This window comes from Streptomyces sp. NBC_01296 (assembly GCF_035984415.1).
Lineage (GTDB): Bacteria > Actinomycetota > Actinomycetes > Streptomycetales > Streptomycetaceae > Streptomyces.
Genome location: NZ_CP130720.1, coordinates 7935117 through 7960414, shown reverse-complemented (window position 1 = coordinate 7960414; position 25298 = coordinate 7935117). Strand labels below are relative to the sequence as shown.

At 72.4% G+C, this 25298-nt stretch carries 27 protein-coding genes; 12 read left to right on the top strand and 15 right to left on the bottom strand.

Going from position 1 to position 25298, the window contains the following annotated elements:
• The 4 genes from OG299_RS36230 to argG form a co-directional block, all read right to left on the bottom strand.
• Positions 1-2721 carry a substrate-binding domain-containing protein gene (locus tag OG299_RS36230; RefSeq protein WP_327363839.1) on the bottom strand — a complete coding sequence of 907 codons (2721 nt, stop codon included), beginning with the start codon at positions 2719-2721 and terminating at the stop codon, positions 1-3.
• A 4-nt stretch (positions 2722-2725) separates the two neighbouring features.
• Positions 2726-3070, bottom strand: coding sequence for a hypothetical protein (locus OG299_RS36225; RefSeq protein WP_266632607.1), 345 nt, complete (start codon positions 3068-3070; stop codon positions 2726-2728).
• 98 nt (positions 3071-3168) lie between these two features.
• Positions 3169-4344 carry an epoxide hydrolase family protein gene (locus OG299_RS36220; protein ID WP_327363838.1) on the bottom strand — a complete coding sequence of 392 codons (1176 nt, stop codon included), beginning with the start codon at positions 4342-4344 and terminating at the stop codon, positions 3169-3171.
• A 102-nt stretch (positions 4345-4446) separates the two neighbouring features.
• Positions 4447-5895, bottom strand: coding sequence for an argininosuccinate synthase (argG, locus tag OG299_RS36215; RefSeq protein WP_266632603.1), 1449 nt, complete (start codon positions 5893-5895; stop codon positions 4447-4449).
• A gap of 234 nt (positions 5896-6129) precedes the next feature.
• On the opposite strand from argG, the gene OG299_RS36210 reads away from it, so the two are divergent.
• Complete coding sequence (locus OG299_RS36210) at positions 6130-7653, top strand: FAD-binding oxidoreductase (protein ID WP_327363837.1); 1524 nt, start codon at positions 6130-6132, stop codon at positions 7651-7653.
• Between the two features lie 114 nt (positions 7654-7767).
• Positions 7768-8511: a TetR/AcrR family transcriptional regulator gene (locus OG299_RS36205; RefSeq protein ID WP_327363836.1), complete on the top strand. Its 744-nt coding sequence runs from the start codon at positions 7768-7770 to the stop codon at positions 8509-8511.
• On the opposite strand, the gene OG299_RS36200 is transcribed toward OG299_RS36205, so the two are convergent.
• Both OG299_RS36200 and OG299_RS36195 read right to left on the bottom strand, forming a co-directional pair.
• Positions 8508-9488, bottom strand: a complete 981-nt coding sequence (locus OG299_RS36200; RefSeq protein WP_327363835.1) for a DMT family transporter — start codon at positions 9486-9488, stop codon at positions 8508-8510. The genes OG299_RS36205 and OG299_RS36200 overlap by 4 nt on opposite strands.
• A gap of 63 nt (positions 9489-9551) precedes the next feature.
• The gene (locus tag OG299_RS36195) at positions 9552-10286 is read right to left on the bottom strand and encodes an ArsR/SmtB family transcription factor (RefSeq protein ID WP_327363834.1); all 735 of its coding nucleotides are present in this window, start codon (positions 10284-10286) and stop codon (positions 9552-9554) included.
• 260 nt (positions 10287-10546) lie between these two features.
• On the opposite strand from OG299_RS36195, the gene nadE reads away from it, so the two are divergent.
• Both nadE and OG299_RS36185 read left to right on the top strand, forming a co-directional pair.
• Positions 10547-11377 (top strand): NAD(+) synthase, encoded by an 831-nt coding sequence (gene nadE / locus OG299_RS36190; protein ID WP_327363833.1) that lies wholly within the window; start codon positions 10547-10549, stop codon positions 11375-11377.
• Positions 11378-11408: 31 nt separating this feature from the next.
• Complete coding sequence (locus tag OG299_RS36185; RefSeq protein WP_327363832.1) at positions 11409-11633, top strand: hypothetical protein; 225 nt, start codon at positions 11409-11411, stop codon at positions 11631-11633.
• Here OG299_RS36185 and OG299_RS36180 read toward each other — a convergent pair.
• Positions 11630-11794, bottom strand: coding sequence for a hypothetical protein (locus tag OG299_RS36180; protein WP_327363831.1), 165 nt, complete (start codon positions 11792-11794; stop codon positions 11630-11632). The two genes, OG299_RS36185 and OG299_RS36180, sit on opposite strands and share 4 nt — an antisense overlap.
• Positions 11795-11885: 91 nt before the next feature.
• Between OG299_RS36180 and OG299_RS36175 the strand changes: the two genes are divergently transcribed.
• Entirely contained in the window at positions 11886-12605 is a 720-nt protein-coding gene (locus OG299_RS36175; RefSeq protein WP_327363830.1) for a hypothetical protein, read from the top strand.
• Between the two features lie 190 nt (positions 12606-12795).
• Positions 12796-13278, top strand: a complete 483-nt coding sequence (locus OG299_RS36170) for a hypothetical protein (RefSeq protein ID WP_327363829.1) — start codon at positions 12796-12798, stop codon at positions 13276-13278.
• A 205-nt stretch (positions 13279-13483) separates the two neighbouring features.
• Here OG299_RS36170 and OG299_RS36165 read toward each other — a convergent pair whose 3' ends face one another.
• Both OG299_RS36165 and OG299_RS36160 read right to left on the bottom strand, forming a co-directional pair.
• Positions 13484-14053 carry an LppU/SCO3897 family protein gene (locus tag OG299_RS36165; protein ID WP_327363828.1) on the bottom strand — a complete coding sequence of 190 codons (570 nt, stop codon included), beginning with the start codon at positions 14051-14053 and terminating at the stop codon, positions 13484-13486.
• 103 nt (positions 14054-14156) lie between these two features.
• The gene (locus OG299_RS36160; RefSeq protein WP_266632581.1) at positions 14157-14714 is read right to left on the bottom strand and encodes a DUF4232 domain-containing protein; all 558 of its coding nucleotides are present in this window, start codon (positions 14712-14714) and stop codon (positions 14157-14159) included.
• A gap of 182 nt (positions 14715-14896) precedes the next feature.
• On the opposite strand from OG299_RS36160, the gene OG299_RS36155 reads away from it, so the two are divergent.
• Positions 14897-15226: a hypothetical protein gene (locus tag OG299_RS36155; protein WP_266632580.1), complete on the top strand. Its 330-nt coding sequence runs from the start codon at positions 14897-14899 to the stop codon at positions 15224-15226.
• A gap of 16 nt (positions 15227-15242) precedes the next feature.
• On the opposite strand, the gene OG299_RS36150 is transcribed toward OG299_RS36155, so the two are convergent.
• The 3 genes from OG299_RS36150 to OG299_RS36140 all read right to left on the bottom strand — a co-directional run bounded on the left by OG299_RS36150 (position 15243) and on the right by OG299_RS36140 (position 18628).
• Positions 15243-16259: a zinc-binding alcohol dehydrogenase family protein gene (locus OG299_RS36150; protein ID WP_327363827.1), complete on the bottom strand. Its 1017-nt coding sequence runs from the start codon at positions 16257-16259 to the stop codon at positions 15243-15245.
• Between the two features lie 96 nt (positions 16260-16355).
• Positions 16356-17333 (bottom strand): hypothetical protein, encoded by a 978-nt coding sequence (locus OG299_RS36145; protein WP_266632576.1) that lies wholly within the window; start codon positions 17331-17333, stop codon positions 16356-16358.
• Positions 17330-18628, bottom strand: a complete 1299-nt coding sequence (locus OG299_RS36140) for a flavin-dependent oxidoreductase (protein WP_327363826.1) — start codon at positions 18626-18628, stop codon at positions 17330-17332. The genes OG299_RS36145 and OG299_RS36140 overlap by 4 nt, the downstream gene beginning before the upstream one ends.
• A 374-nt stretch (positions 18629-19002) precedes the next feature.
• Here OG299_RS36140 and OG299_RS36135 point away from each other — a divergent pair, with 374 nt between their 5' ends.
• From OG299_RS36135 to melC2, 3 genes are all read left to right on the top strand, one after another.
• Entirely contained in the window at positions 19003-19593 is a 591-nt protein-coding gene (locus OG299_RS36135) for a hypothetical protein (RefSeq protein ID WP_327363825.1), read from the top strand.
• A 125-nt stretch (positions 19594-19718) separates the two neighbouring features.
• Positions 19719-20147 carry an apotyrosinase chaperone MelC1 gene (gene melC1, locus OG299_RS36130; protein ID WP_266632570.1) on the top strand — a complete coding sequence of 143 codons (429 nt, stop codon included), beginning with the start codon at positions 19719-19721 and terminating at the stop codon, positions 20145-20147.
• Positions 20144-20977 carry a tyrosinase MelC2 gene (gene melC2, locus OG299_RS36125; protein WP_266632568.1) on the top strand — a complete coding sequence of 278 codons (834 nt, stop codon included), beginning with the start codon at positions 20144-20146 and terminating at the stop codon, positions 20975-20977. Before melC1 ends, melC2 begins: the two co-directional genes overlap by 4 nt.
• 68 nt (positions 20978-21045) lie before the next feature.
• On the opposite strand, the gene OG299_RS36120 is transcribed toward melC2, so the two are convergent.
• Together OG299_RS36120 and OG299_RS36115 are read right to left on the bottom strand one after the other, a co-directional pair.
• A complete protein-coding gene (locus tag OG299_RS36120) occupies positions 21046-22857 on the bottom strand; it encodes a protein kinase domain-containing protein (protein WP_327363824.1) in 1812 nt (603 codons plus the stop codon).
• A 102-nt stretch (positions 22858-22959) separates the two neighbouring features.
• The gene (locus OG299_RS36115) at positions 22960-23628 is read right to left on the bottom strand and encodes a TetR family transcriptional regulator (RefSeq protein ID WP_327363823.1); all 669 of its coding nucleotides are present in this window, start codon (positions 23626-23628) and stop codon (positions 22960-22962) included.
• Positions 23629-23738: 110 nt separating this feature from the next.
• On the opposite strand from OG299_RS36115, the gene OG299_RS36110 reads away from it, so the two are divergent.
• Both OG299_RS36110 and OG299_RS36105 read left to right on the top strand, forming a co-directional pair.
• Positions 23739-23921: a hypothetical protein gene (locus OG299_RS36110; RefSeq protein ID WP_266632564.1), complete on the top strand. Its 183-nt coding sequence runs from the start codon at positions 23739-23741 to the stop codon at positions 23919-23921.
• Positions 23918-24184 (top strand): DUF4190 domain-containing protein, encoded by a 267-nt coding sequence (locus OG299_RS36105; RefSeq protein WP_266632563.1) that lies wholly within the window; start codon positions 23918-23920, stop codon positions 24182-24184. The genes OG299_RS36110 and OG299_RS36105 overlap by 4 nt, the downstream gene beginning before the upstream one ends.
• Before the next feature lie 45 nt (positions 24185-24229).
• Here the strand turns inward: OG299_RS36105 and OG299_RS36100 are convergent, their stop codons facing one another.
• A complete protein-coding gene (locus tag OG299_RS36100) occupies positions 24230-25189 on the bottom strand; it encodes an aldo/keto reductase (RefSeq protein ID WP_327363822.1) in 960 nt (319 codons plus the stop codon).
• Between the last annotated feature and the right edge of the window lie 109 nt (positions 25190-25298).

The following is a 25298-nucleotide window of genomic DNA, read 5'->3' as shown; positions in this document are numbered from 1 at the left end:
TCATCCTTGGTCCCCCGTTCCGGTCCTCGCGACCTCGTCGCGCAGCCGCGCGACGAGATCGCCCTTGGTGTCCAGGCAGCGGCCGCCGCTCGCCTCGGAGACGGCCGCATCCGGTTTGCCCTTGTCGCAGCCGGCGCTGTCCAGGGAGGCCATGACCACCGGGATCCTGCGCTCCGCCCGCGCGGACAGGAGCAGGGCACCGAGCCGGCCGCCCTCGGAGAACCGGTTGTTGTCCTCGTCGTCCGTGAGGTAGACGATCAGCTGCGGACCACGGCCGTCGGTACCGTGCTGCCTCATGTAGTCCAGGGCCGCGACCAGCGCCTTGTCGGGATCGGCTTCCAGGTCCTTGACCTGGGCCTTGGCGGTGATGGCGCTCTGTGCCTCCTCGCGCCGGTGCTTGCCGAACTGCAGGACTTCGCTGTACACGCGCGAGCTGCCCGGCTCGGTGGCGACCGCCCAGACGCCGTACTCGTCCTGCTCGCCGAGCCCGGCGAGGGACTGGGAGATGATGCCGGGGGCGCCGCCGGGGCCCTCCCACAGGCTGCCCATGGATCCGGACGAGTCGAGCAGGAAGAGCACCCGGCCCGGCCCGTTGGCCTCCCGATAACCCTTCAGCGCCGCAGTCATCGCGGCCGGAACGGCGGGGCCGGCGAGCGGGCCGGGGTTGTCCAGGGCCCCGAAGCTGCTGAAGACGACACCGTTGTCGGCGGACGGATCGGCGCCGTTGCCGAGGGGCTTGTGCGGATCCGACGCACTACGGAAGCCGTCGTTCCCGAACACGGCGGGTCCGCCTCGGACGGCGGACGCGGAGGCCTTCGCTCCGTTCTTCGCGGCCGCCCCCTTGCCTGTCAGCCACGTGTGGAACCGCTCCACGGCGTTGTCCCGCGCGTCCTTGTCCCGTTCGGTTCCCGGCCAGCGCACGCGCACGAACGTCGGGCTGAGGCCCGGGACGTCGACGGGGTACTCGGCCATCCGGCGGACACGGGTCGTACTGTCGCAGCCCACTCCGCTCCTGAGCAGGAACTCCGGTACCAGCACGGTGGTTCGCTTGTCCGCGATGTCGTCGTCGGGCAGGGAGCACAGGAGGTCCCCGCCGGTACGCGAGGGGGGTCCCGGCTGGGCCAGGCCGTGTTCGACGGTGGCCGGATCCTGCGTTCCCGCTCCGTACAGGCCGACGGTCGCGAGCAGGCCGGCATCGGTGTTCTCCGGGTCCGTACGCCGTACTTCGGACTTCGGCTCGTGCTTCCTGAGCGCCTCCGTCAAGGCCGCGAGACCACCCACCCGCTCGGCGAGCGGCTCCGCCGCCGGGTCCTGCGGTACGGCGAGCACGACGGGCGAGTACGCGAAAGGCTCGGGATCTGCTTCCAGTGCGACATAGGTCCGCTCGCTGGACGCAGTTCGGGCCCGGTCGACGCTCGCGGACGAGCCCGGGATCCAGATGTCCGGCTGCGGGCCGATGTCGCGCTGCGGGTTGGTGTCGTCGGCCACCGGCCGCTGCCACGGGTCGGACTGCCGGTTGAACGCGGCGACAGCCGCAGCGGCTCCGGCGCTGTAGACGGTGATGCCCGTGCGCCTGCACCCGCCTTCCGAGGTGTTCTCCGCCGACGTCAGGTACCCCTCCGCGGCCTTGCGGACGGTGGGCTCGAGGTCGGGGTCGGTGAGCAGCCGGAGTTCGAGCGGCGGTTTGCAGGGGGCGCCGTCCCCGCCGCCGAGTGCGGCGATGCCGGTGGCGGCGAGTCCGGCGAGCACCGCGGGCACGCCGATGGCGGCCGCGAGTCTGCGGCCGGTGAGGGGGCGGAGCCTGCCGAGCCAGTCTGGTCTTCGGTCGGAGCCGGGGCCGGGGCCAGAGCCGGGGCCGGGGCCCGGCGATTGCGGCGAAGACGGCCCGGCGCCGGACCCGCCCGGGGCAGGGTCGGGTTCCTGCGGGGGCAGCCCGGCCGGCGAGCGGACAGGAGGGGCTGCGAGCAGTACGTCGGCGCCCGAGGCGGCCGCGCGGCTCTGCGGCTCCCACGGCTCGGCGGGCTCGCGCAGCGTCGTGTGGTGCTCGGCCATGTGGGCCCACAGCTCTTGGGCCAGTTCGACGAAGCCGACTTCGCCGCCCTGTCCGGAAAGGCCCTCGCTCAGGAAACGCACGAGTTGGGCGGTGTACGGCGTGGGCGAGTGACCGTCGCCCGCGTCGATGCGGTTGTTGGCCTGCACGCTCATCAGCAGCGAGGTCCGCTGTCGCTGGGCGGTGCCGAGCCCGTTCCAGGCCGCCGAGGCGTTACCCGCGTAGCAGCAGTCGAGGATGACGACCACCTGCTCCGCGCGGGCGCGGGACAGCACGGTGAGGACGCCCTTCCAGGGCGTGGCGCCGCGGAACACCGACTCGTCGCCCGGAACGATCGTCGCCCGCCGCATCAGCAGCCAGAGCTCGTCCCCCGTACTGGGCACGGCGCCGTGGCCGGAGAAGTAGAGCAGGAGCAGCCCCTCGGCCGCCTCGACCGCCGCGTCCAGCTGCCGGTCGAACTCGTCCACGGTGTGCGGCCGGGCGACGGTGATCCCGTCCTCGGCGAACACACCGCCCCCGCGGAGAGCCCCTTGCAGTGCAGCGAGGTTCTGCTCGACCGCGCCGAGGTCGCCCGACACCCCGAAGGGGTGCCCGGGCTGCTTGAAGTCGTATGCGGGGACCCCGACGAGCAGCGCCCGGTTCGCTTTCCCGCGCGGGTCGAAGCGCGCCACCGGGCTATCTCCCGCCGCTCTCCGGCTCGACCTCGACCTCCGGGGGTTCGCCGCGTTCCACGGAACGGCGGTTCTCCCGCCACGCGTGGACCCCGCTCTTCACCTGCCTGAACACTTCGTCGAACAATTTGGGGGCGGCTGCTCCGATCAGCACCAGCACGATCTCCATCCCGGCTCCCATCGGGCTGCCGGGCCCGCCCTCCGTCCCCGCGCGCTCGTGGATCTCCAGCAGGCCGTTGTTCCTGTGCGTTTCGAGCTTCTGCTCCCGCTCGAGCCACGCCTTCAGCGCCCCGATGTCGCTCTCGCTCGCACCCTGTGTCAGGCGCACGCGGATAGCGGTATTCGCCATAGCCTCCCCCTCAGCCACAACTCAGCATCATGACATGCGAGTTGTACAGAGGGGCACCCTTTGGTCACGAAGGGGATCACGCCCCGGCGCCGGCGCCCTCAGCCGGCCGTCGCCGCCCGATAGGGGCGGAAGAACTCACGCAGTTCCGCGGCGTAGAGCTCGGGCTCCTCGAACGGTGCGAAGTGCCCGCCGCGTGCGGGCTCGGTCACGCGTACGACGTTCGCCGTACGCTCCAGCCATGCGCGCGGCGGGCGGACGACATCGCCCCGGAAGAGCGAGAAGCCGGACGGCACCTCGACCCGGCGGGCGTGCTGTGCGGGCGGGATCGCGGCGTTCGCCCGGTACATGCGCATCGACGGGCCGATCGTCCCCGTCAGCCAGTAGAGCGTGATGTTCGTGAGGATCTCGTCCTTCGTGAAGCGCCGCTCGATGTCGCCGTCGCAGTCGCTCCACGCCCGGAGCTTCTCGACGATCCACGCGGCGAGCCCGGCCGGCGAGTCGGTGAGCCCGTACGCGGCGGTCTGCGGCTTCGTGCGCTGCACGGCGGCGTACGCGCCTTCGGTCGCGCCCCAGGCCGCGGCGTCCTCGAGCCAGGCACGCTCCTCGGGCGCGAGGTCCGCCGGGTCGCCGGTGAAGAGGGGCAGGCCCGCGTCGGTGCGGTGGACGGCCACGACCCGGTCGGGGTGGTCCAGCCCGAGGTAGCGGCTCACGTGGCTGCCCATGTCCCCGCCCGCCGCGCCGAACCGCGCGTAGCCGAGGACTCCCATGAGCTCGGCCCACAGGCCGGCGACGGCGACGGAGTCGAGGGGCGGGCCGGTGGGGCGGTCGGAGTACCCGTAGCCCGGCATGTCGGGCACGACCACGTCGAACGCGTCGGCGGGATCGGCGCCGTGGGCGCCCGGGTCGGTGAGGAGCGGGATGACCTTCGCGTAGCGCCAGAACGAGTCCGGCCAGCCGTGGCTGAGTACGAGCGGCAGGACGGGCCCGGCCGGTGCGGTGGCCCGGGCGTGCACGAAGTGGATCCCGAGGCCGCCGAGCGGGACGCGGAAGTGGGGGAATCGCGCCAGCGCCGCCTCCTGCGCCGGCCAGTCGAACCCGTCCGCCCAGTAGGCGACGAGCTCGCGCAGGTAGCCGAGGTCGGTCCCGAGCGACCAGCCGGCGTCCTCGGGCATGTCCGGCCAGCGCGTCGCGCGCAGCCGCGCGCGGAGGTCCTCGAGCGCCGCGGGGGCGGTCTTCGGGGTGAACGGCTCGGGGCGGGGAGCGACGTCCGGCATGCGGGGCATCCTATGCGGTCCCACGCCGGACGAGCCGCCCCCGACGCGGCGTCGGGGGCGGCTCGTTCGCACAGCCGGTCGGTCGGCCGATCGGCCGACCGGTCAGTCGGTGCCGGACTCCATCGCGGCGCGGTCCAGCAGCTCGTCCTCGGCGGAGACCTCACCGCGGGAGGCGATGGCCTCGGCGCCGCCCTCGGGCATGGCCCCGATCAGCCCGGTCGCCGCCGCCTGCGCGGCGCCGACCAGCTCGGGGTGGGCGGTGCCGACGATGCCGAGGCCGGCGTACTGCTCGAGCCGGGCGCGCGAGTCGGCGATGTCGAGGTTGCGCATGGTGAGCTGGCCGATCCGGTCCACCGGGCCGAACGCCGAGTCCTCGGTGCGCTCCATCGACAGCTTGTCCGGGTGGTAGCTGAAGGCGGGGCCGGTGGTGTTCAGGATCGAGTAGTCCTCACCGCGCCGCAGCCGCAGCGTCACCTCTCCGGTGACCGCCGAGCCGACCCAGCGCTGCAGCGACTCGCGGACCATCAGGGCCTGCGGGTCCAGCCAGCGGCCCTCGTACATCAGCCGGCCGAGGCGCCGTCCCTCGTTGTGGTAGTGGGCGAGGGTGTCCTCGTTGTGGATCGCGTTGACGAGGCGCTCGTAGGCGGCGTGCAGCAGCGCCATGCCGGGCGCCTCGTAGATGCCGCGGCTCTTCGCCTCGATGATCCGGTTCTCGATCTGGTCTGACATGCCCATGCCGTGGCGGCCGCCGATGGCGTTGGCCTCCATCACCAGGTCGACCGGGGAGTGGAACTCCTTGCCGTTGATCGTCACCGGGCGGCCCTGGTCGAAGCCGATCGTCACGTCCTCGGCGGCGATCTCGACCGACGGGTCCCAGAAGCGCACGCCCATGATCGGCTGCACGGTCTCCACGCCGGTGTCGAGGTGCTCCAGCGTCTTGGCCTCGTGGGTGGCGCCCCAGATGTTGGCGTCGGTCGAGTACGCCTTCTCGGTGCTGTCGCGGTACGGCAGCCCGTGGGCGAGCAGCCACTCCGACATCTCCTTGCGGCCGCCGAGCTCGGTGACGAAGTCGGCGTCGAGCCACGGCTTGTAGATGCGCAGGTGGGGGTTGGCGAGCAGGCCGTAGCGGTAGAACCGCTCGATGTCGTTGCCCTTGAACGTCGAGCCGTCGCCCCAGATCTGGACGTCGTCCTCGAGCATCGCCCGGACCAGCAGGGTGCCTGTGACGGCGCGGCCGAGCGGCGTGGTGTTGAAGTAGGCGCGGCCGCCCGAGCGGATGTGGAACGCGCCGCACGCGAGCGCGGCCAGGCCCTCCTCGACCAGCGCCGCCCGGCAGTCGACCAGACGCGCGATCTCGGCACCGTACGCCTTCGCACGGCTGGGCACCGACGCGATGTCGGGCTCGTCGTACTGGCCGATGTCGGCCGTGTAGGTGCACGGGACGGCACCCTTGTCGCGCATCCACGCGACGGCGACGGAGGTGTCGAGGCCGCCCGAGAAGGCGATGCCGACGCGCTCGCCGGCGGGCAGGGAGGTGAGAACCTTAGACATGGGAAGAGTATGCACTTAAACGCATGTCTATGCAAACACGCTCTGTCCCTCCGTCCGCCGAACGGCCGTCCGGCCCGGGCCCCGGCTCCTTCGTGCGGGTTGCACTCCCGCTCCGCCGGAGCGGCGCAGGCCGTGCGGCGGGCGGGCCGGGAGCATGATCGCCGCGAGATCGCGGGCACGGCGGAGCGCGGACGGCGGCCGCGTGCTGCTCCCGTGCGAGGAGAGGACTGCACGATGGCGGGACGCCGGGATGTTCTGCGGTGGGGAGCCGGGGCCGTGGCGGGCGCGGCGGGCGCCCTGGCCGGCGGGCACGGCGCCGCAGCGGCCGCCGTCACGCCCTTGGCGCGCCGACCGGGCGGGGTCGCCGGCGGGTCCCCGCCCGAGGCGGGGGCCTGGCGGCAGCTGCGCCGCAGCCTCAGCCCGGCGGCCGGTCTGTACCGGCCGGGCAGTGCAGGCTTCGGCCTGCTGGCGGCGCCGGACAACCTGCGCTACGCCCATGTGCTGCCGGCCGGCATCGTGGCCTGCGCGACGGCGGGCGACGTACAGGCGGCGGTCCGCTGGGCGGCGGCGCACGGCGTACCCCTCGCGCCGCGCTCGGGCGGCCACAACTACGCCGGGTACTCCACCACCCGGGGCCTGCTCATCAGCCTGCGCCGGATGAACGGCGTGGGCGTCCGCGGCACCCGGCTCCTGCTGGGCGCAGGTGCCACCAATTCGGACGTGTACGCGGCCAGGTCGGCGAACCTGTACTTCCCCGGCGGCCGGTGCGGCGGTGTGGGCATTGCCGGACTGGCCCTGGGAGGCGGCCTCGGCTTCAACGACCGCAAGTGGGGGTTGACCTGCGACCGGCTGGCGGAGACCCGCGTCGTCCTGGCCGACGGCAGCCTGGTGCGCGCCGCGGACGACGAGAACGCGGACCTGTACTGGGCCTGCCGCGGCGGAGCCGGCGGCAACTTCGGCATCAACACCGGCTTCGTCTTCGACGCCACCGAGGTCGGTGACCGGATCGCCACGGTTTTCGACCTCTCCTTCGGTCTGGAGGCCGGGGTCGGGCTGGTCGCGGCGGTGCAGGAGATCCTCGCCGGCGACGACGCGGGCGACTTCGACGTGCGCATCGGCTTCAAGAACGCCGGCGACGGACAGGCCCCCTCCGTCGCCCTGCTGGGCCAGCTGCTGGGCGACGAGACGACGCTGCGAAGGATCTTCGCCCCGGTACTGGAACTGCGGCCTGCGCGGGCGTTCATCGAGCAGCGCCGGTTCTGGGCGGCGCAGGACTACCTGTTGGAAACGCCCGGGGCGCCCGACGACTACGCGTCCAAGTCCCTCGTGCCGGACCGGTGGCTGAGCCCGGGGACGGTCGAGTCGGTGGTCGAGTGGGTGCGCGACTGGCAGCCGGGCGCGCCGGGCAACGCCGGCTACGTCACCCTCTTCGCGATGGGCGGCGCCGGCGGCCTCCCGGAGCCGGGCGAGACCGCGTACCCGCACCGCGGCGCCACGTTCGTCATCGACATCGGCACCCATTGGAAGCCGGACACCCCGCAGGACGGCGTCCGGCAGCAGCTGGCCCGGACCCGCGCCCTGCACCGTACGCTCTCGCGCGACCTGGAAACCCGCGCCGCGTACGTCAACTTCCCCGACCCGGACCTGCGCGACTGGCAGTCGGCGTACTACGGCGACAACTACGCGCGGCTGCTCGAGGTCAAGCGCCGGTACGACCCCAGCGGGCTGTTCCACTACGCCCAGGCGATCGGTACGTAGCCGGGTCCCGAGGCCGCAGGCGCCCGCCCGCCCACCCGACCCGACCCGACCCCACCCGACCCGACCCGTCCCGCCCGGAGGAGTGGCGTGGTGGCCGACAGGTACGGTTTGGCCATGGATCTTTCCACGAGCGCTACCGATGTGAACTCCCCCGGGAACTCGCCGCAGTCGGCGGTCATCAAGGCCGCCGCGCGCCGACTGCTGGTGGAAACCGGCGCCGCAGGGCTGTCCCCGGATGCCGTTGCCGAGGGCGGCGGTCTCGCCGTCGGCGACGTGGCCGGCGTGTTCCCGCATCGGGACGACCTGCTGACCGCACTGGTCATCGACGCCTACAACGACTCCGCCGCCGCGATGGAGCAGGCCGACCAGGCCGCCGGCGCCGCCGGCGCGACGGCCGGCGCGCGGCTCCTCGCCGTGACCCGCGCACTGCGGAAGTGGTCCTTCGACCACTCCGCCGAATTCACGCTGATCTACGGCTCCCCCGTCCCGGGCTACCACGCCCCGCAGGACACCGTCCCGGCCGCCTCGCGCACGCCCGCAGTGCTGGCCGGCATCGTGCGTTCCGCACTGGCGGCCGGTGAACTCACCCCGCCCCGGCGCACGGTGCCCGGGCCGCCGCTGCTGCGGCCGGAGGCCGTGGAGCTCTTCGGCGGTGTGCCCGAGGCCCCGTTCTCGGACCTCATCGAGCGCGGCATCGTGCTGTGGAGCAATCTGATCGGGCTGCTGGTGTTCCAGGTCTTCAGCCGTACCCACGACAGCGTCCGGGACGAGTCCGCGTACTTCGACTTCGCCATCGCGGTGGCGGCCGAGGGCATCGGCCTGACGGTCCCTCTGGAGGAGGAGTCCCCCGCCTACTAGACGGTCCGCGGCACGTGGTCCTTCGCCGTCTCGGAGGTCACCCGGGTGCCGGAAGTCTGCGCACCGGCCGGGGCGTCCGCGGCCGCACTCGGCCGGTGGCGGGACACCGCCACGCCGGCCAGGCACAGCACCCCGCCGAGCAGGGTAAGCCAGGCGGGGACCTCGCCCAGGAGGGCCCAGCTCAGCAGCACGACGATGGCCGGGACGGCATAGGTCGTCGCGCCCAGCTTCCCGGCGGGCATGCGCGCCAGGGCGTAGGTCCACGTGGTGAACGCGAGGGCGGTCGGCACGACGCCCAGGTAGACCATGTTGAGCGTCGCGGACACCGGCGCCCTCGGCAGCTCCTCGAACAGCTGCCCCGCGAAGGGCAGGCAGGCCGCGGTTCCGGTCAGGCAGCTGTAGGCGGTGATCTGCAGGGGCGTCCCGAAGGACAGCGCGGGCTTCTGCGCGATGACACCGCTCGCGTAGGCCACCGCCGCGAGCAGGCACAGGACGACCCCGAGCACCGAGGTCGAGCCGTCGCCGCCGGACGACATGGACAGGCCGACGACCACCGCCCCGACGAAGGAGACGGCCATGCCGGCCAGCAGCCGCGGCGGCAGCGCCTCGCCGAGCAGGCGGGCCGCGAGCAGGGCCATGAGGATGGGCCCGGTGTTCACGAGCAGGGCGGCCGTACCCGCGTCGACCAGGCGTTCGCCCCAGTTCAGCGCGACCGTGTAGCCGCAGAACCACACCAGCCCGGAGATCAGGATTCCGCGCCGGGCTCCGCGCGGGGGCAGGCCTTGGCGGCGGATCAGGAGCAGGGCGGCGAGCACCACCGAGGCGGCCAGCAGCCTGCCGAGGGCCAGGGCCCCGGGTGAGTACGCGTCGCCCGCGCTGCGGATGGACACGAAGGCCGACGCCCAGGCGCACACGGTGAACGAGACGGCGGCGACCGTGAGGACGGAGGGCGGAAGCGAGCGCAGTGGGAGCGTCATGAACCCCACCCTACGAGCCCAACACTTCGGTGTCTACCGAAATGTTGCAGGGAATACGTCGGCTCAGCTCCAGGCCTCCGGGCCGATCCCCAGCAGGTCGCCGAAGGCCCGCTCCCCGGACTCGGTCACCTCCAGCCCGCGCCCGCCGGCCGCCGGCCGCACCACCCACTCCTCGCCGAGCGCCCGCGCGCACAGCCGCGCCCCGGCCAGGCCCCCCAGGTGGCGGCGCCGCTCGGTCCAGTCCAAGCAGGAGCTCGCCAGCGGCCTGCGCCCCTCGTGGTCGAGGCTGACACCGGCCCCGGCACACCACGCGCGCCCTGCCTCCGTGAGCTCGAAGACCCCGTCCGTACGGAGCAGCCCGCACCGTTCCATGGCGTCGGTCACCGCCATCCCGAGCCGCCCCGCGAAATGGTCGTAGCACGTGCGGGCGCGGGCGAGCGGGTCGGGCGCAGCCACCACGGGCACCGCGTGCGCCGCGTCCCGGTCCGGGATCGCGTACGAGGCCAGTTCGTCGACGAGGCGGGCGGTCGCGGCGTCGGCGATCCGCACGTAACTGTGGCGGCCCTGCCGCTCGGTGACGCAGAGGCCCGCATCGAGCAGGCGCGTCAGATGGCCGCTGACCGTCGACGGCGCCACCGCGGTGATCCGGGCCAGCTCGCCCGCGGTCCAGGCACGTCCCTCGAGCAGCGTCATACAGATGGCCGCCCGGGTCTCGTCGGCCAGGGCTGCGGCGAAGGCGGCAAGGCGCGCCGCGGGGGCGACACCGTCCGCCGGCGTCCCGGCATGCAATGCGTTCATGCTCCCAGGATGCCTGAAGAGTTCGGCAATCAGCGAATGATCAGGTCGTCCGCTCCAGCAGGCGGAATGGCGGATCGCCTCCGGCGTCACGGGGAGGGCGCTGATGCCTCCTGTCCACGGTGGACAGCGGCGGGCGCCGGAACTCATCGCGGATCTTCGTGATCCTTGTCGGCGGCAGCCGCCTGACGGCGGGCCGGACGCTTCGACTAGGGTCGGCGGGACAGCACACCACGATCGACCATCGACCACGAGGAGCAGCCGTGAGCCGGCCGGCGTCCACCGTTCTGCAGCAGGAGATCGCCCGGGAACTCGAGGTGTCGGAGACTTTCGACGCACACCGGGAGATCGAGCGCCGGGTGGCCTTCCTGGCGGACCGGCTCACCTCCACCGGCCTGCGCTCCCTGGTGCTCGGTATCAGCGGCGGCGTTGACTCCACCACGGCCGGACGGCTCTGCCAGCTCGCCGTGGAGCGGGCCCGGGAGAGCGGCCACGAAGCGAGGTTCTACGCGATGCGGCTGCCGTACGGGGTCCAGGCCGACGAGCAGGACGCGCAGCTCGCGCTCGGCTTCATCCAGGCGGACCGGGTGCTGACGGTGGACGTGAAGCCCGCCAGCGACGCCGCGCTGGAGGCCGCCGTCGCCGGCGGCACCGTCTTCCGGGACGCCCACCACCAGGACTTCGTACAGGGCAACATCAAGGCCCGCCAGCGCATGATCGCCCAGTACACGGTGGCCGGCGCCCACGACGGACTGGTCGTCGGCACCGACCACGCGGCGGAGGCCGTCTCGGGCTTCTTCACCAAGTTCGGCGACGGCGCGGCCGACCTGGTCCCCCTGACCGGCCTGACCAAGCGCCGGGTACGCGCCGTGGCCGACGTCCTGGGCGCCCCCGCGGAGCTGGTCTGGAAGACCCCCACGGCGGACCTGGAGACCTTGGACCCGGGCAAGGCCGACGAGGACGCCCTGGGTGTCACGTACGACGACATCGACGACTTCCTGGAGGGCAAGCCGGTCGACGAGCGCGCCTTCGACACGATCGTCCGCCGCTACCGGCAGACCGAGCACAAGCGCCGGCTCCCGATCGCGCCGTAACAAAATGTCCGGCCGCGACAAAGGGGCGTCCGTGCCGCGAAGGGTCTGGCGCTGGGTGGTGGCGGGCTGGGTCGCCGTCGTACTGGCCGGCGGCGCGTACACGCTGTACCTCGACGACTCGACGAGCCCCACGCCGGAGCCGAAGCGGTGGGAACGCGCCCCGTCCCCGAGTGACGTGCCGGTCCCGTGCCCCACCACCCGGACCGGCGAGGCGGCCCCCACCGCGCACTCGTGCACCCACTGGCAACGGAGCTAGGAAGAGACGGCCTTGGGGAAGGTCGCGAGGCGGCAGCCCTGCTGTCGGCCGCCCAGTGTGCGGGCACCATCCTGCTCGGCATGCTGGTCGAGAAGGTCAGCGGGCAGCGCCTCGGGGACCACCTCCGGGATCACGTGACGGCGCCGCGCGTCGAACAGCACGCCGACTACGCTACGGGACCTCGCGCGGGGAGCGGGCGAGGTCCCGTGTGACCATGGCCCCTTTGGCACATCCGCACCTCATGGGGGGACCATGCGCACCCGTACCACCACCGTCCCGGCCGGCATCGCCGCCGCACTCGCGGCGTTGCTCGTCCTGACCGGCTGCACCTCCTCCGGTGGGAGCCCGAAGGGGAAGCCGAGCGGCGCGGTCGCCACCGCTCCTGCTCCCGCCGCGCCGGGCAACGGTTCCGGGTACGAGGGCCCCCGGCCCCAGGACCAGAACCTCCTGGCCTGGACCGGCGACCCCAACGACGCGGGGCACGTCACCGCCCAGTCCGCCGCCGGAGTGGGCGGACGGATCACCCTCGTACGGATCGTGCTGCGCGAGCAGATCACCTGGTCCAACGTCTGGCTGGGGCTGGCCGGCATCGACCCGAACGCCCAGCTCTCCCAGTCCTACCTCGGCGTCTACGACGCCACCGGCGCCCTGCGCGCGTCCACCGCGGACATCTCGCCGCAGCTGATGACCGACGCGATAGCCAAGCCGCTGCCGCTGGCCAAGCCGTTCACCGCCGCCCCCGGCACGTACTTCGTCGCCCTCCTCCTCAACGGCAACTGGGCCACCAACGCCCTCACCCTCAAGTCCACGGGCGCCGGCATCTCGGTCAACGCGGGCCTGACCCCGCCGAACCTCCGCTACAGCACGGTCCTGACCGGCCAGACCTCCCTGCCGGCCACGCTGAATCTCGCCGAGCAGTCCACGAGCACGGTCAACACCGGCTGGGGCAGCCAGTGGTACGGAGTTTCCTGAACCGTTCACCTTCCGCGGTGGCCACCCCGCTCGGCCTCGGCCGGCAGCCGCCACCGGTCCACCAGGGGCAGCACCGTCCCGAGGTCCTCGTCACCGCCCGTGACCCGCAGCGGGTGCGGGGTACGCCCGGATGGGGGAAGCTGGGGACGGGTTCAGCACCCACGGCGGACGGACGACCCGAGGAGGTCCCGTGGACGTTTCAGGAGACGGCAAGCGCGCTCCTGCACCCCGAGCCAAGGTGCGGACGGCCACCCTGCTGTGCGCGGCCGCGGCCCTCGTGGCGGGCGTCGTACCCGCCTCGGCTCAGACCCGGGCCGCCCCGGAACCGGATCCCGAACCGGTCGTGGTCGTGGACTGCTTCTCCCAGGCCCAGGTACGTCCCGAGGAGTACCTGCTGGCCTGCGGCGACGGAAACAACCGCCTCGTCCGGCTGAACTGGGACACCTGGGGTGCTGGGAAGGCGACGGCCACCGGCACCGACATGGTGAACGACTGCAAGCCCTATTGCGCGGCCGGCCGTTTCCGCGCGTACCCGGTCGCGGTGACCCTGAGCAAGCCGGAGCCCTGGCCCGGACATCCCGACATCCAGCGCTTCACGACCATGCGGCTGTTCTATCCCCACACCGCGCCGTCCCCGGTCCCCAAGGACGTCACGTACAAGCTCGTGTACTGACCGCCGCCCGCGCCGACAGCGGTCGGCCCGCGGTCACTTCGCGGTCACCCCGTCCGCGGCCTGGGTACCACACCCGGCCAACTCCAGTGGGCCATGGGCGCGTACACCCTGGCCTTCGCCCCCGAGAGCCGCAGTACCAGCCGCAGCCGCCGCGGAACCTGCCGGTTCCGGGGCGGCTGCGTGGAGGGCGGCCGGGGCGGCCCGGTCAGCTCTTCTTGATCTCGTCGATGCAGAGCACGAACTGCTTGCCCGAGCTGCGGCGGGAGCCCCTCATCTGCTCCTGGTAGCCGATGTCCGACTTGCCCTGGCACTGGTTCGTGTCGAGCGTGTCGGGTATCACCTTGACCACCTTGAACTCGGCGTTGGCTCCACCGCACTTCACCACCTGCAGGTCGGGGGTCACCGTGCTCCCCTTGTTCGTCAGGCAGTCGCCGACGTTCGCCTTGTCCGCGTCGTCGCGGCTCGCGAAGTAGCCGACCGCGACCATGATGACGACGACCACGCCGGCGATGATCTTGAGGATCTTCATGACCCCCATGCCTCCGCGCCGGGCCGGCGGCGCCGGCGGGGCCGCGAACTGCTGCGGGTGCGGGTACTGCTGGGGGTGCGGGTACTGCTGGGGGTGCGGGTACTGCTGGGGCACCGCGCCGTAAGGGGGCTGGGCCTGCTGCTGCGGATATCCGTATCCCGGCTGGGGCGGGTACCCCTGCGGCTGCTGTCCGTTCGGGACAGGCTGGCCGTACGGGCCGGGGCCCTGCTGAGGCGGATAGGTCATATGGGAATCCCCCGTGAGCGTGTGCATCGTACGTAATTTGACGTGCGCACGCTATATCAACCTGCCGTCACCAGCCGCATTGCGCCCACGGCAACGGCCGGGGTCAGGAACCCGCCGCGCGGAAGGCCGTGGCACGGACGCTGTTGCCGCACAGTGCGAAGTTGCCTCCGTCGTCCGGCGCCAGCTGGTACCTCGCGCCCGCGACACCCACCACCATCGACGGTGCGACGGTGGGATCGGCTCCGGAGGTGCAGTAGCCGTCCGCCTCGCCCAGAACCGGTGTGAAGGTGAGCCGCGCCGCGGCATGGCCTCCGGGCGCCAGCTGCACCGGCCGCGCCGCCCCCTGGCGGGTGACCTGAAGGGGCCTGTTCTTGTCCGGCGAGCCCTGGCCCGCGACAGCCACGGTGGGGAAGCCGTTCAGTACGCACGCCTTCGAACCCTGGTTGGTCACGGTGATCAATACCTGGGTGGAGCCGGTCGGGTGCGCGCTGTCCGCAGTCACCTGACCGCTCTTGCACGGGGCCGCCGCGGCGACTCCCAGGGTGTCCGCGGCTGCCGCCGTGCCGAAGCCGGCGCCCGCCAGGAGGCCTCCGGCCATGGCGCCCGCCACGAGCAGCACGGACGAGACCTTGATCGCGCCACTTCGCGATGCGCATTTCATGGGTTGCCCTCCACGCTTCCGCGGCACGGCCCACCGTTCGGGCCGGCCTCCTCCCAGCGTCCCACCCACCCGCACCATCGGCGCGGCGCGGGCTCTTTCGCCCGATCGACACGCCGGGCCGGGCGGGGGACGATGGAAAGGACGGACACACCGCTTTTCCCCTGGCTTTCTCGGGAGGAAGCATGTTCAACCGACGCGTACGTCTGCTGGTGCTCACCCCCGTGGTGGCCGGCGCGTTCATCGCCGCGCCCGCCGCCCTCGCGTGGGGCACGGCGGCCGCCGCTCCCACGGCCACCTGCTCCATCTCCGGCGTCTTCGACAACGGCAAGGTGCACCTGTCCGGCGGCGGCTTCACACCGGGGCCCGCGTTCCTGTCCTCACCGACTGCCGCAGGCGGGTCCTTCACGATCGGACCCGACGGCGGGTTCCAGATGCTGAACGTGGAGAACGCCCAGTACACCGTCTCGCAGGGCAACGAGCGCACCGAGTGCAGCGGCTTCAACGGCGGTTAGGGTCCACCGGCGCCGGTCAGACCGTTTCCGCGTTCTTGACGGCTTCCGACGCTCCGGAGGCTCGTACGTCTGCGCCTGCGGGGACGAACACGAGCCGGGTGCCGGACCTCAGCGGGGATTCCCAGGCGGCTTCGACCTCGGCCATCGGCACGGCGACCGCCTCGGCGGCCGGCACCAGGTCGGGCAGGCGGTCGAGCAGCTCGCGCAGGGCGGCGTCGCGGCGGGCGCCCGAGATCGAGCCGAGTCCGCTCCCGCAGACGCTGACGTCCCCCTTGCGCAACCACGCGGACGGCAGGGTCATGTCGGCTCCGGCCGCGGAGCCGATCTGTACCCACCGCAGGGTTCGGGTGAGATCGGAGCGGTGGCGGAGGATTCCGTCGAGCGCCAGCTCGGCAGGCCGTTCCCACAGGTAGTCGAGCACGATGTCCACGTCGGCGGCCGCCGCTCCGAAGGCGGCCGCGATGTCCTCGTCGGAGCCCTGGAGCAATACCGTACGGTGGGCGCCCAGGGCTGCCGCAGCCTGCAGTGCCAGCGGATCGCGCCCGGCCGCCACGACGGAGCCCGCGCCCTGGTCGAGGGACAGTTGGATCGCGGCCCGCCCGGCGTTGCCCGTGGCACCGAGTACGAGTACCGAATCCCCCCTGCGCAGCCGGCTCCGCTCACGCAGTGCGATCCATGCGGAGGACGCGGGGTTCATGACGGCGGCGACGGTGACCGGATCGAGCCCCTCCGGTACGGGCATGAGCGCGGCGGCCGGTACGGCGACGCGCTCGGCCATCGTCCCGTGCGGGGGCTCCAGCCCCGAGATGTAGACGAGTTCACCGGTCGGCGTCCGGCCCACCCCGTCGAACCCGGGGATCAGCGGCAGCGCATCGCCACCCGTGTAGTGGCCGCCCGAGGCGAACGAGCGCACCAGCGGGTACAGCGCGGCCGCCAGTACCTCGACGACCACCTCGCCGGCCGCGGGGGTGGGCTCGGGCACGGACTCGTACCGGGGCGGCTGCCCCAGGGCGTGGACCACGGCTGCGTACATGAACTGGCCCCCAAATGGGTCATCAAGCGGCATGACGGACAGCCCGATTGTGACGGCTCCCTGCCGCCCGCACCCGCTGCGCCACGCGGCAGCGGTTCACCGGCCCGCCGTGACGAGGCGGCGCGCCCCGGCCGAGTGGACGAAGTCCGTGAGGGAGACGGTGTAGTCGCCCTCGTCGGGGCGGTAGGCGGTGCAGTACCGCGTGGGGTACCAGCCGGGGATCCGCCAGGCGGCCGGCTGGGGGACGGCCTCGCAGGTGCGGTGGCCGGGCGAGGTGCGGTGCCGTTGGAGGAAGTCCCGGGTGAGCATCGGCTCCATGAAGATCAGGTCGCCCGCGTACGCCCCGTAGATGAAGGTCTGGCCGGTGAGCGTGCCGGTGGACGGGGGGCGGCTGTCGAGGTGAGCGCCCATGGCGCCTTCCGCGGTCTGCGGGCTGCTCGCGGGGTAGCCCGCCGGCAGGTACGCGGCCGGGACGGGCTTTCCGGCGGAGGCCATCTGGTCGCAGGCGATCAGCAGGGCGCAGCCGCCGGTCTTGATGCCCGACCGGACCTCGCGGGGGGCGAGGTAGAAGTGCACGTCGAAGTGGGCGACGTCGTAGCGGCCGTGCGGGTTGTGACCGTGCGGGTTCCAGTTGAACAGCACCCACTGGAAGGGCAGGCCCGCCGAGGCGGCCGGGGCGGGCGGCAGCGCGAGCTCCAGGCTGTGGCCGCCGACGCACTCGTGGGTGTCGTCGAGGGTCCCGTCGGCGTCCGCGTCGTAGCAGTGCTTGCCGTCGGTGGGGGCGGCGGGCAGGGCGGTGACGGCCGGGGCGGTCAGGGAGACTCCCAGGGTCCTGGGGATCCCGTCCTGGTACTCGCCGTACGTACGGACCGTGCCGCGGCCCAGGCGGGCGGCGGGACCGTACGTGGAACACGCCGCGCCGCCGGCGTTGTCACCGCAGTCGGGCAGGCGCGCGGCGGAGCCGGAGGGCGGCGTCGGGACGGAGGGCTGCCCGGTGGCGGACAGGAGCGCGGCCAGCAGCGCGGCGGAGCCGAGCGCGGCGGCGGAGGTGGTGCGCAGACGGGAGCTGTTCATACGGCGACGCTCCAGGAGGAACGCGCATTGAGCGCGGTGGCGTCCACGCCGGTGACCTGGCGCGTACAGGACTTGATGCCGTCCAGCCTGTCCTCCGGCAGGACGTGGCGAATGTCGAGGAAGCCGTTCGGGGCAAGGGCCTCCACCTGGCGGAGTACCGGGTCGGGTTCCAGTCGGCGGTGCGCCGCGAGGAGGAGGGTGGTCTGCGGGCGGCGGTCCGCCTCGTAGCGCGCCAGGGCCTCGTCCACGTCGTGGTGGGCGAGCGCGTACGCCAGGACGCGGGCGTCGACGATGGCCTGCGAGGCGCCGTTGGATCCGGTCGGGTACAAGGGGTGGGCGGCGTCGCCGAGCAGGACGACACGGCCGTCCGTCCACGCCGGCAGCGGGTCGCGGTCGATCATCGGGTACCGGCCGATGCGGGGCGCCCCGGCGATGATGCCCTGCAGGTCGAGGAAGTCGCTGCGCCAGCCTTCGAGGTGCACGAGCACCTCCTGCGGCGGTACCGAACGGTCCCAGTCGGCCCCGCCCCGCGCGTCCTCGTCGCCCAGGCCGTCGGCGGTGCGGCTCTCCACCACCCAGTTGAGCAGGCACCGCCCGCTCCCGTCGGGCCGGGAGACGGGGTAGGCCACGGCCTTCACCCGCGCGTTGCAGCCGACGATGACCATCGTGCGCCCGTCGAGGAAGGGCGGGCCCTCGGTCACCCCGCGCCACATGGATATCCCGTTGCCGAGCGGCGGCCCTTCGTCCGGGTACATGGTCGCGCGCACGGCGGAGTTGATGCCGTCCGCGCCGATGAGCAGGTCGCAGGAGAGCGGGCCGGGCCGGCCCGCCACGTACGCCCGTACGGTGGGCCGGCCGTGCTCCCGGCCCTGCTCGTACCGCGCGAGGCGCTCTCCGGTGACCAGCGACTCGGGGCCGAGCCGGTCCCGGACCGCCGACAGCAGGATGTCCTGCAGGTCCGCCCGGTGCACCGAGTACTGCGGCCAGTTGTAGCCGGCGGCGCGGCCGCGCGGCTCCGACCAGATCAGGCCGCCGTAGCGGTGGTGGTACTCCAACCGGGCGGTCGCCACCGCGACGTCGTCGAGCGCCTTCGCCAGACCGAGTTCGGTCAGCTCGCGCACGGCGGCGGGCTGCAGATTGATTCCGGCGCCGACCGCGCGCAGGTTCGGACACGCTTCCAGGATGAGCACATCGTCCAGGCCTGCCGCATGAAGGCTCAAGGCCGTTGTCAGTCCGCCAATTCCGGCACCGGCTATCACGATGCGCGGAGAATTCTTCCGGCCGTACGGAGACATGCCCTCTACCTCCTGGGAAAGACGCCTTCCGTTGAAAGTGCGGTACTTCACCGATGAGTACAACCACGGTTGCATGAGGTCAAGATGCCCAGGTCAGACATCTCCGTTCACCCGATCAGGCTACGGCCAAGTGCCGCCTGATGGGTGACATGGCTTTAATCAGGTGTCGGCAACAGAAAGGCTGCGACATGCATCAAGTGACGTTCGAACCGTGTGACGTCCAGCGCCTCCAGCATGCTGTTGACTACGCCCTCCACGCCTCCAAAAAATCACTGGACGCTCTCCTGCCACCCTGGATACCGGGTGATCTCAAACGGGAAATCAACAGCGGATGCGTTGTTTCGCATTGCGCAACGCTACTGTTCCCGGAAACAGTGGATTCCGCTCTCGAGTACTTCGAGGAGAACGGCTGGCCCGCATCGACCACCATACCGAGCGTGCTGGTGAAGCGCCGTCTGGTGGAGCGTCACCGGCTCCCGGACGATGCGGACATACGGGTGACGCGGCTGCGCGTCACGAGCGGTCTGGCGCCGGAGGTCGAGGTCTTCCTCTTCCCGCGGTGCAGCCCCGGCTACACGGACGAGGTGGGGGCGCAGGAGCGCGTCCACGGTTTCGAGAACCACGTCGGCCTGTTCATGGACAGGCCCGACGCGAGCGCGCTGGCCCGTCTGGCGGACCGCCTCGAGACCACCGGCCGAATGGTGTACGAGGGTTCGGCGCACAACCCCCACGAGAACACCACCATGCTGTATTTCGCCCCCAGCGCGTCCGTGGCCATGTCCCGGCGCCGCTTCCCGCGATGGGAGCTGCAGTGCGCGGGCGATCTGACGGCTTTCGCCGACCGCCGCCCGGTCCGGAGGCAGGCGCTGTCCAGCGCGTACGCGGCGCTCAGGGCGAACCACGTGGACGCCGGCATGACGCGGTCGGCCCGCCGGCCCGTTCCGGTGGCGGCGCCGAACGGCTGATGCCGGCCGTGGGCTCCCCGCCTTCGCGTGACGTTCCGTACGAGGCGGGGAGTCCTGCGCGCTGCCGGGATGGATGCACAGGGCACTGATCAGGCGTTCACGGCCTTCTGATACCTCTTCAAGCCATGAAGAAGATCACCCGCCGACAGGCCTTGGGCACTGCTGTCGGCGCAGTCACCGCGGTCGGGCTGACCGTCGCCGTCATCCATGCCTCCGGCACGTCCTCCTCGGGCGGCGACCCGAAGGGGGCCGACGCGGCCTCGTCGCCCGGCCCGATACCGACCGGCACCATCGACGAGGTCTACGAGGGCCGCCGCATCCAGATCACGTTCGGCGAAGGCGACCACCAGGGCGGGCACCACTCCCCCGGTCTGCCCACGGTCCGCATCGACGGCAACGAGCTGCACGTGATGCGCAATGCCGACGGCAGCTGGGTCAGCGTCGTCAACCACTACGAGACGTTTCCCGACCCCGTCACGGTCGTCCGCGCCGCCGTGCGCGACCTCCGGGGCGCCGCCCTCGCTGCGTTCGGCCCCACGGGGGGCACGGCATGACCGTCCGCAAGAACCAGGCCAAGCTCACCCCGGAGGAGAAGCGCGCTTTCACCGGTGCGCTGCTCGAGCTCAAGCGGAACGGCACCTACGACCGCTTCGTCACCGCCCACAACAGCTTCCTCATGACCGACAGCGACTTCGGCGACCGCGTCGGACACCGCGCCCCGTCCTTCCTTCCCTGGCACCGCCGCTTCCTGCTGGACTTCGAAGCCGAGTTGCAGAAGGTGGATCCGAAGGTCTCCCTCCCCTACTGGGACTGGACCGTGGACCGCACCCCCGCCTCCGCGCTCTGGGCCGCGGACTTCCTGGGCGGTACCGGCCGGGACCGCGACGGCCAGGTGCTCGACGGCCCGTTCGCGTACGCGGCGGGCAAGTGGGCCGTCAGCGTGGGGGTGGACAAGCGCCCGTACCTGGTGCGCGAACTCGGCGCGCGAGGGGTCCAGCTGCCGACCAAGGACGAGGTGAACGCCGTACTCGCCATGCCGGTGTACGACGCAGCCCCCTGGAACAGCGCCTCGGACGGCTTCCGCAACCATCTGGAGGGCTGGCGCGGGGCCGGCCTGCACAACCGGGTACACGTGTGGATCGGCGGCCAGATGGCCAGCGCGGCCTCTCCCAACGACCCGGTGTTCTGGATGCACCACGCGTTCATCGACATGCTGTGGGCCGAGTGGCAGCGCCGGAACCCGAAGTCCGCCTATCTGCCGGGCGCGGCCACGCCGAACGTCGTGGACCTGCACCGCCCGATGCGTCCGTGGAACAACGTGACCCCGGCCGACCTGCTGGACCACCGGAAGTTCTACACGTTCGACACCGAGTCGGCCCGCTGACCGCAGCAGCGCGCCGACCCGGGACCGGGTCGGCGCGCTGAGCCTTCGGGAGCCCTGCGCAACGGCCCCTACGGAATCCGCCACTGCTGGGCTCTGCTCCCGGAGCAGGCCACCACCGTCAGCTGATTGCCGGGGCCGTTGTCCGTCAGGCAGCCGCCCTGGAACGCGATGTCCTTGATGTAGTAGGCGCCCGCCGTGGGGGCCTTCTCCAGGTTCCACCACCCGCCTCCGGCGAACGGGCCGGCGAGCTCGACGCGCACGGTGTCGTTGAACTGGGTGAGCGCCCGCGCCATCGAGATGCCCGACGAGCCGCACGTCGTGAAGCTGTCGTAGTTGTTCTTCTCGTGGAGCCAGCCGAACGCGGTGGTGCCGCCCATGATCACCTTGGCGTTCCCCTGCGGGGCGGAGCCGCTGAAGCCGATCTTGAGCCCGTCGCCGACGTTGGTGATGGCGCCCCAGCCGGTTCCGCCGCAGCCCTGCGGCGGGTTGGACCCGCCGTTGCCCGATCCTCCGGGGGTCGAGCCGCCGCCTCCGGGCGTGCCCCCTCCCCCGGCTCCGCCGCCGCTCGGCCCCGAGCCGGGCCGGCTCCCGCCGTCGCCGGAACCGCCCGCGGCCGACTGGGGGTTCGGGACCGGCGCCGCGCCGCCGACGCCGCCCGCGGCGGCGGCCCCGCCGCCGCCCTGCGCTCCCGGGTTCTCGCCCGCGGGCGGGGGCGAGCCGTCGGGCGTACCGACTGTCGCACTCGCCGAGGGGGACGCGCCGGGGCTCGAGCTCCCGCTGCCGGACGCCGGCGCGGACACGGAGGTGGAGGGGCGCTGCCCCGGCCCGTTCGCATCGGTCTGCCGCGCCCCGGGGTCGATGTAGAAGACGGTGACGGCCACCGAGACCGTGATCGTCACACTGAACCCGATCGCAAGCGGCGCGGAGACGGACGCGGGGATGCGCAGCCGATCCCGCCACGACCGCCGCAGCTCGGCGCCGGCCCCCGCAGCCGGGGCGGTCCCCGCGACGACCGGTCCCGCCGGCGCGTCGAGTTCGCCGAGCGGCCGTCCGGCCGCCGCGCGCCGCGCCGCCGCAGCCATCACCGAAGCGTCGGCGTACCGCTCCTCGGGCCGCTTGGCCAGCGCCCTGGCGACGAAGGCGCGTACCGGCCCGGGGAATTCGGCCGGAAGGTCCGGGACCGGCTCCCTGATGTGCTTGAGCGCGATCTCGACGACCGATTCGCCGGTGAACGGCGGTTCTCCGGTGAGCAGTTCGAAGCAGACCACACCCATGGAGTACAGGTCGGACGCGGCGATGGCGCCGAGCCCCTCCGCCTGTTCGGGAGCCATGTACAGCGCCGTCCCGAGGACCGCGTGCGAGTCGGTGATCCCGGTGCTCGCCGCGCTGGAACGGGCGATGCCGAAGTCGGTGACCGTCACCCGGCCGTCCTCGCCCAGCATCAGGTTCGACGGCTTGATGTCGCGGTGCGTGACCCCCTGGAGGTGCGCGGCGTGCAGCGCGTCCAGGGCCTGGCCGGCGATGTCGAGCGCCTGCTCGACGGGGAGCGGCCCGGACTGCGAGCGGACCTCGGTCAGCGTCCGTCCCTCGACGAGGTCCATGACGATGTACGCGACCTGCTCACCGGATTCGATCCGGCTCTCGCCGTAGTCGTGCACGTCGACGATGCCCGGGTGGCTGAGCGAGGCGAGGACCGTGGCCTCGCGGCGAAAGCGCGCGGCGAACGAGGCGTCGTCGAGCAGCGCGGGCAGCAGGACCTTCACCGCGACCTGCCGTCTGAGCACGTCGTCGTCGGCGCGCCAGACCTCGCCCATGCCGCCACCGCCGATCCGCTCGGCCAGTGTGTACCGGTCCCCTAAGACCGTCCCCCGCCCCCACATATCTGCCCCTCGCCGTCCGGTTCGCTGGTGGTCAGCCAAAGTCCGTCCGGCTGAGGATACTTGGGCACTCGCGGGCTTCCGCGTCCCCTTCGGGCATCGTGATCAATCGTGATCGGACGATGCCCGCCGACCCTGCCGGCGAGGCCGTTCGGGAGTCCAGTTCAGCCGTCCCGTGTGGATCAGGCGGAGTTGGCGACGGGCGGTGCGCGTGACCGCTGCCCACTGCTCGCCCTCCGGGCCGGCGGCCAGGTAGGCGGAAACGGTCATCACCATGTGGTCGACGTACAGCCGCGCCAGCATGAGCAGGTCGTCCGCGCTCCAGCCCGCACTCAGCGGATCGGTGCCGAGGCGCTCGGCCACCTCGTCGGCGAACGCGTCGAGCTGGCCCGACACCGCCTCGCGCACCCTGCGCACGCCGCCGTGCCGTTCCCGCACGATGAAGCGGATGTGCCCCGGGTACTCCCGTACGAGTTCGGCCATCAGGCCCACGGTCGTGTCGATCCGCTGCTCCGCGTCCCCGGAGGCGGTGAGGGTCGAGCGGACGGTGCCGTGCAGGCTCTGCAGCGCCTCGTCCACCAGGGCGATTCCCAGTTCTTCGGTATCGCGGAAGTGCCGGTAGAAGGCCGTCGGGGTGACCCCCGCGACGCGGGTCACCTCCCGCAGGCCGAGGCTGCCCAGGCCCTGCTCCTCCAGCAGTGACAGGGCTGCGTCCAGCAAGGCCCTGCGAGTTTTGTTCCGTTGGGCCTGGCGTGCCCCGATGGTCTCACTCATGACGAAAAGTCAACCCCCGATTCCCTGAATCCGCGCGCTTGCATTTAGACTGAGCAGTCAGTGCACAACTGTCTCCTATTCTTTGGAGTGAGCACGATGGAGGAAGCACGATGCTCTTCCTGATAGCGGCCCTCATGCTGATGGGGGTCGCCCTCGGAACCGTGGCCCATGTGCCCGTAGACATATCCCTCGCCGCCACCGCCGCGATCGCCTGCTGGTTGCTGGTCTTCGCCGTGCGCGAGCGGTCCACCCGGCGCCACCGACCGGCCGGCCGACAGGAAGGACGATCATGAATACCCCCGGTACCGCGCTCCCCGCTCCCGTCGCCCGTCAGGCCGACGGGATGGCGGTGGCCTCGTTCGTGTTCGGCCTGGTCGGCCTCCTCGCGATGAACCTGTTCCTCGGGCCGACCGCGATCGTCCTCGCCGCCCTCGCCCTGCACCGCGGTACGAGCCGTCCCGGACGCGCCCGGCTCGGCCTCGCCCTGGGCGTCGCCGACCTCCTCGTCCTCGCCTGGGTGGTCAGCGCGGACCAGACCTGGTCGTGGAGCATCTGACCGTCACACCCTGACACCGCCGGACCCGCCGACCCGCCCGCCCCGCTACGGCAGCGGGGCTCCGCGGGCGGCGATCCACAGCTCGTACCACTCCTCGTGCGTGAGATCGGGTTCGCGCAGCGCGGCGTCGCGGCAGGCCCGGATGCGCTCGGGACGGCTGCTGCCCACGACGGGGGCGACGCGGGCGGGATGCCGCTGCAGCCACCACAGCAGTACCGTCTCCGGCGTCGTGCCCTTCGCATCGGCCAGCGACCGCACGAGGCGGGCCGTGGCGTGCTCCTCGGGGCTCTCCTGCCCGCCGGTGAACCGGCCCTGCGCCAGCGCGCCCCAGGCCTGGAGTCGGACCCCGTTCTCCAGGCAGTACTCGAGCGTCCCGGCCGGGAAGCCGTTCGCCGCCGCCGCGGCCGTGTTGACGAGGACGCCGTCCTCGAGCCAGTCCCGCCGGTCCAGGCTCATCTCCAGCTGGTTGGCGACGAGCGGGAACTCCAGATGCCGCTGGAGGGCGGCGATCTGCGCGGCGTTCATGTTCGAGACACCGAACCGGCGGACCAGGCCCCGCTCGCGCAGCGAGGTGAGGGCCGCCGCGACGTCCTCCGGGGCGGCCAGCGGGTCGGGCCGGTGCAGGAGCAGGACGTCGATGACGTCGGTGCGGAGGCGGCCGAGGCTCTCCTCGACGCGCCGCACGATGGAGGGGCCGCGCAGGTCGTACATGCCGGGCAGGCCGCCGTCCGCCAGCCGGATCCCGCACTTGGTCTGCAGCACGATCCGCTCGCGCAGGCCCGGGGTGCGGGCCAGGACCTCTCCGAAGACGGCTTCCGCCTTGCCGCGCCGGTAGATGTCGGCGTGGTCGAAGGTATCGATTCCGCTGTCCAGCGCCGCCTCGATCGCCGCCTCGGCCGCATCGATGTCGGCGGGGCCGTACGCATCGGTGTCCCAGCTGCCGCCGAGCGCCATGCATCCGTACAGCAGCCGGGTGCCGTCCTTCTCCGGTGGTGTGATCGCCATCCCGCCACCCTACGAGGTCGCGGCCCGACCCCGTATCCGGGCTCCGCGCGCAGGCGTCCGGGCCGCCGGCTTCGTGGCGGGCCGGGGGCGCGGGGCTTCCACGGGCTTC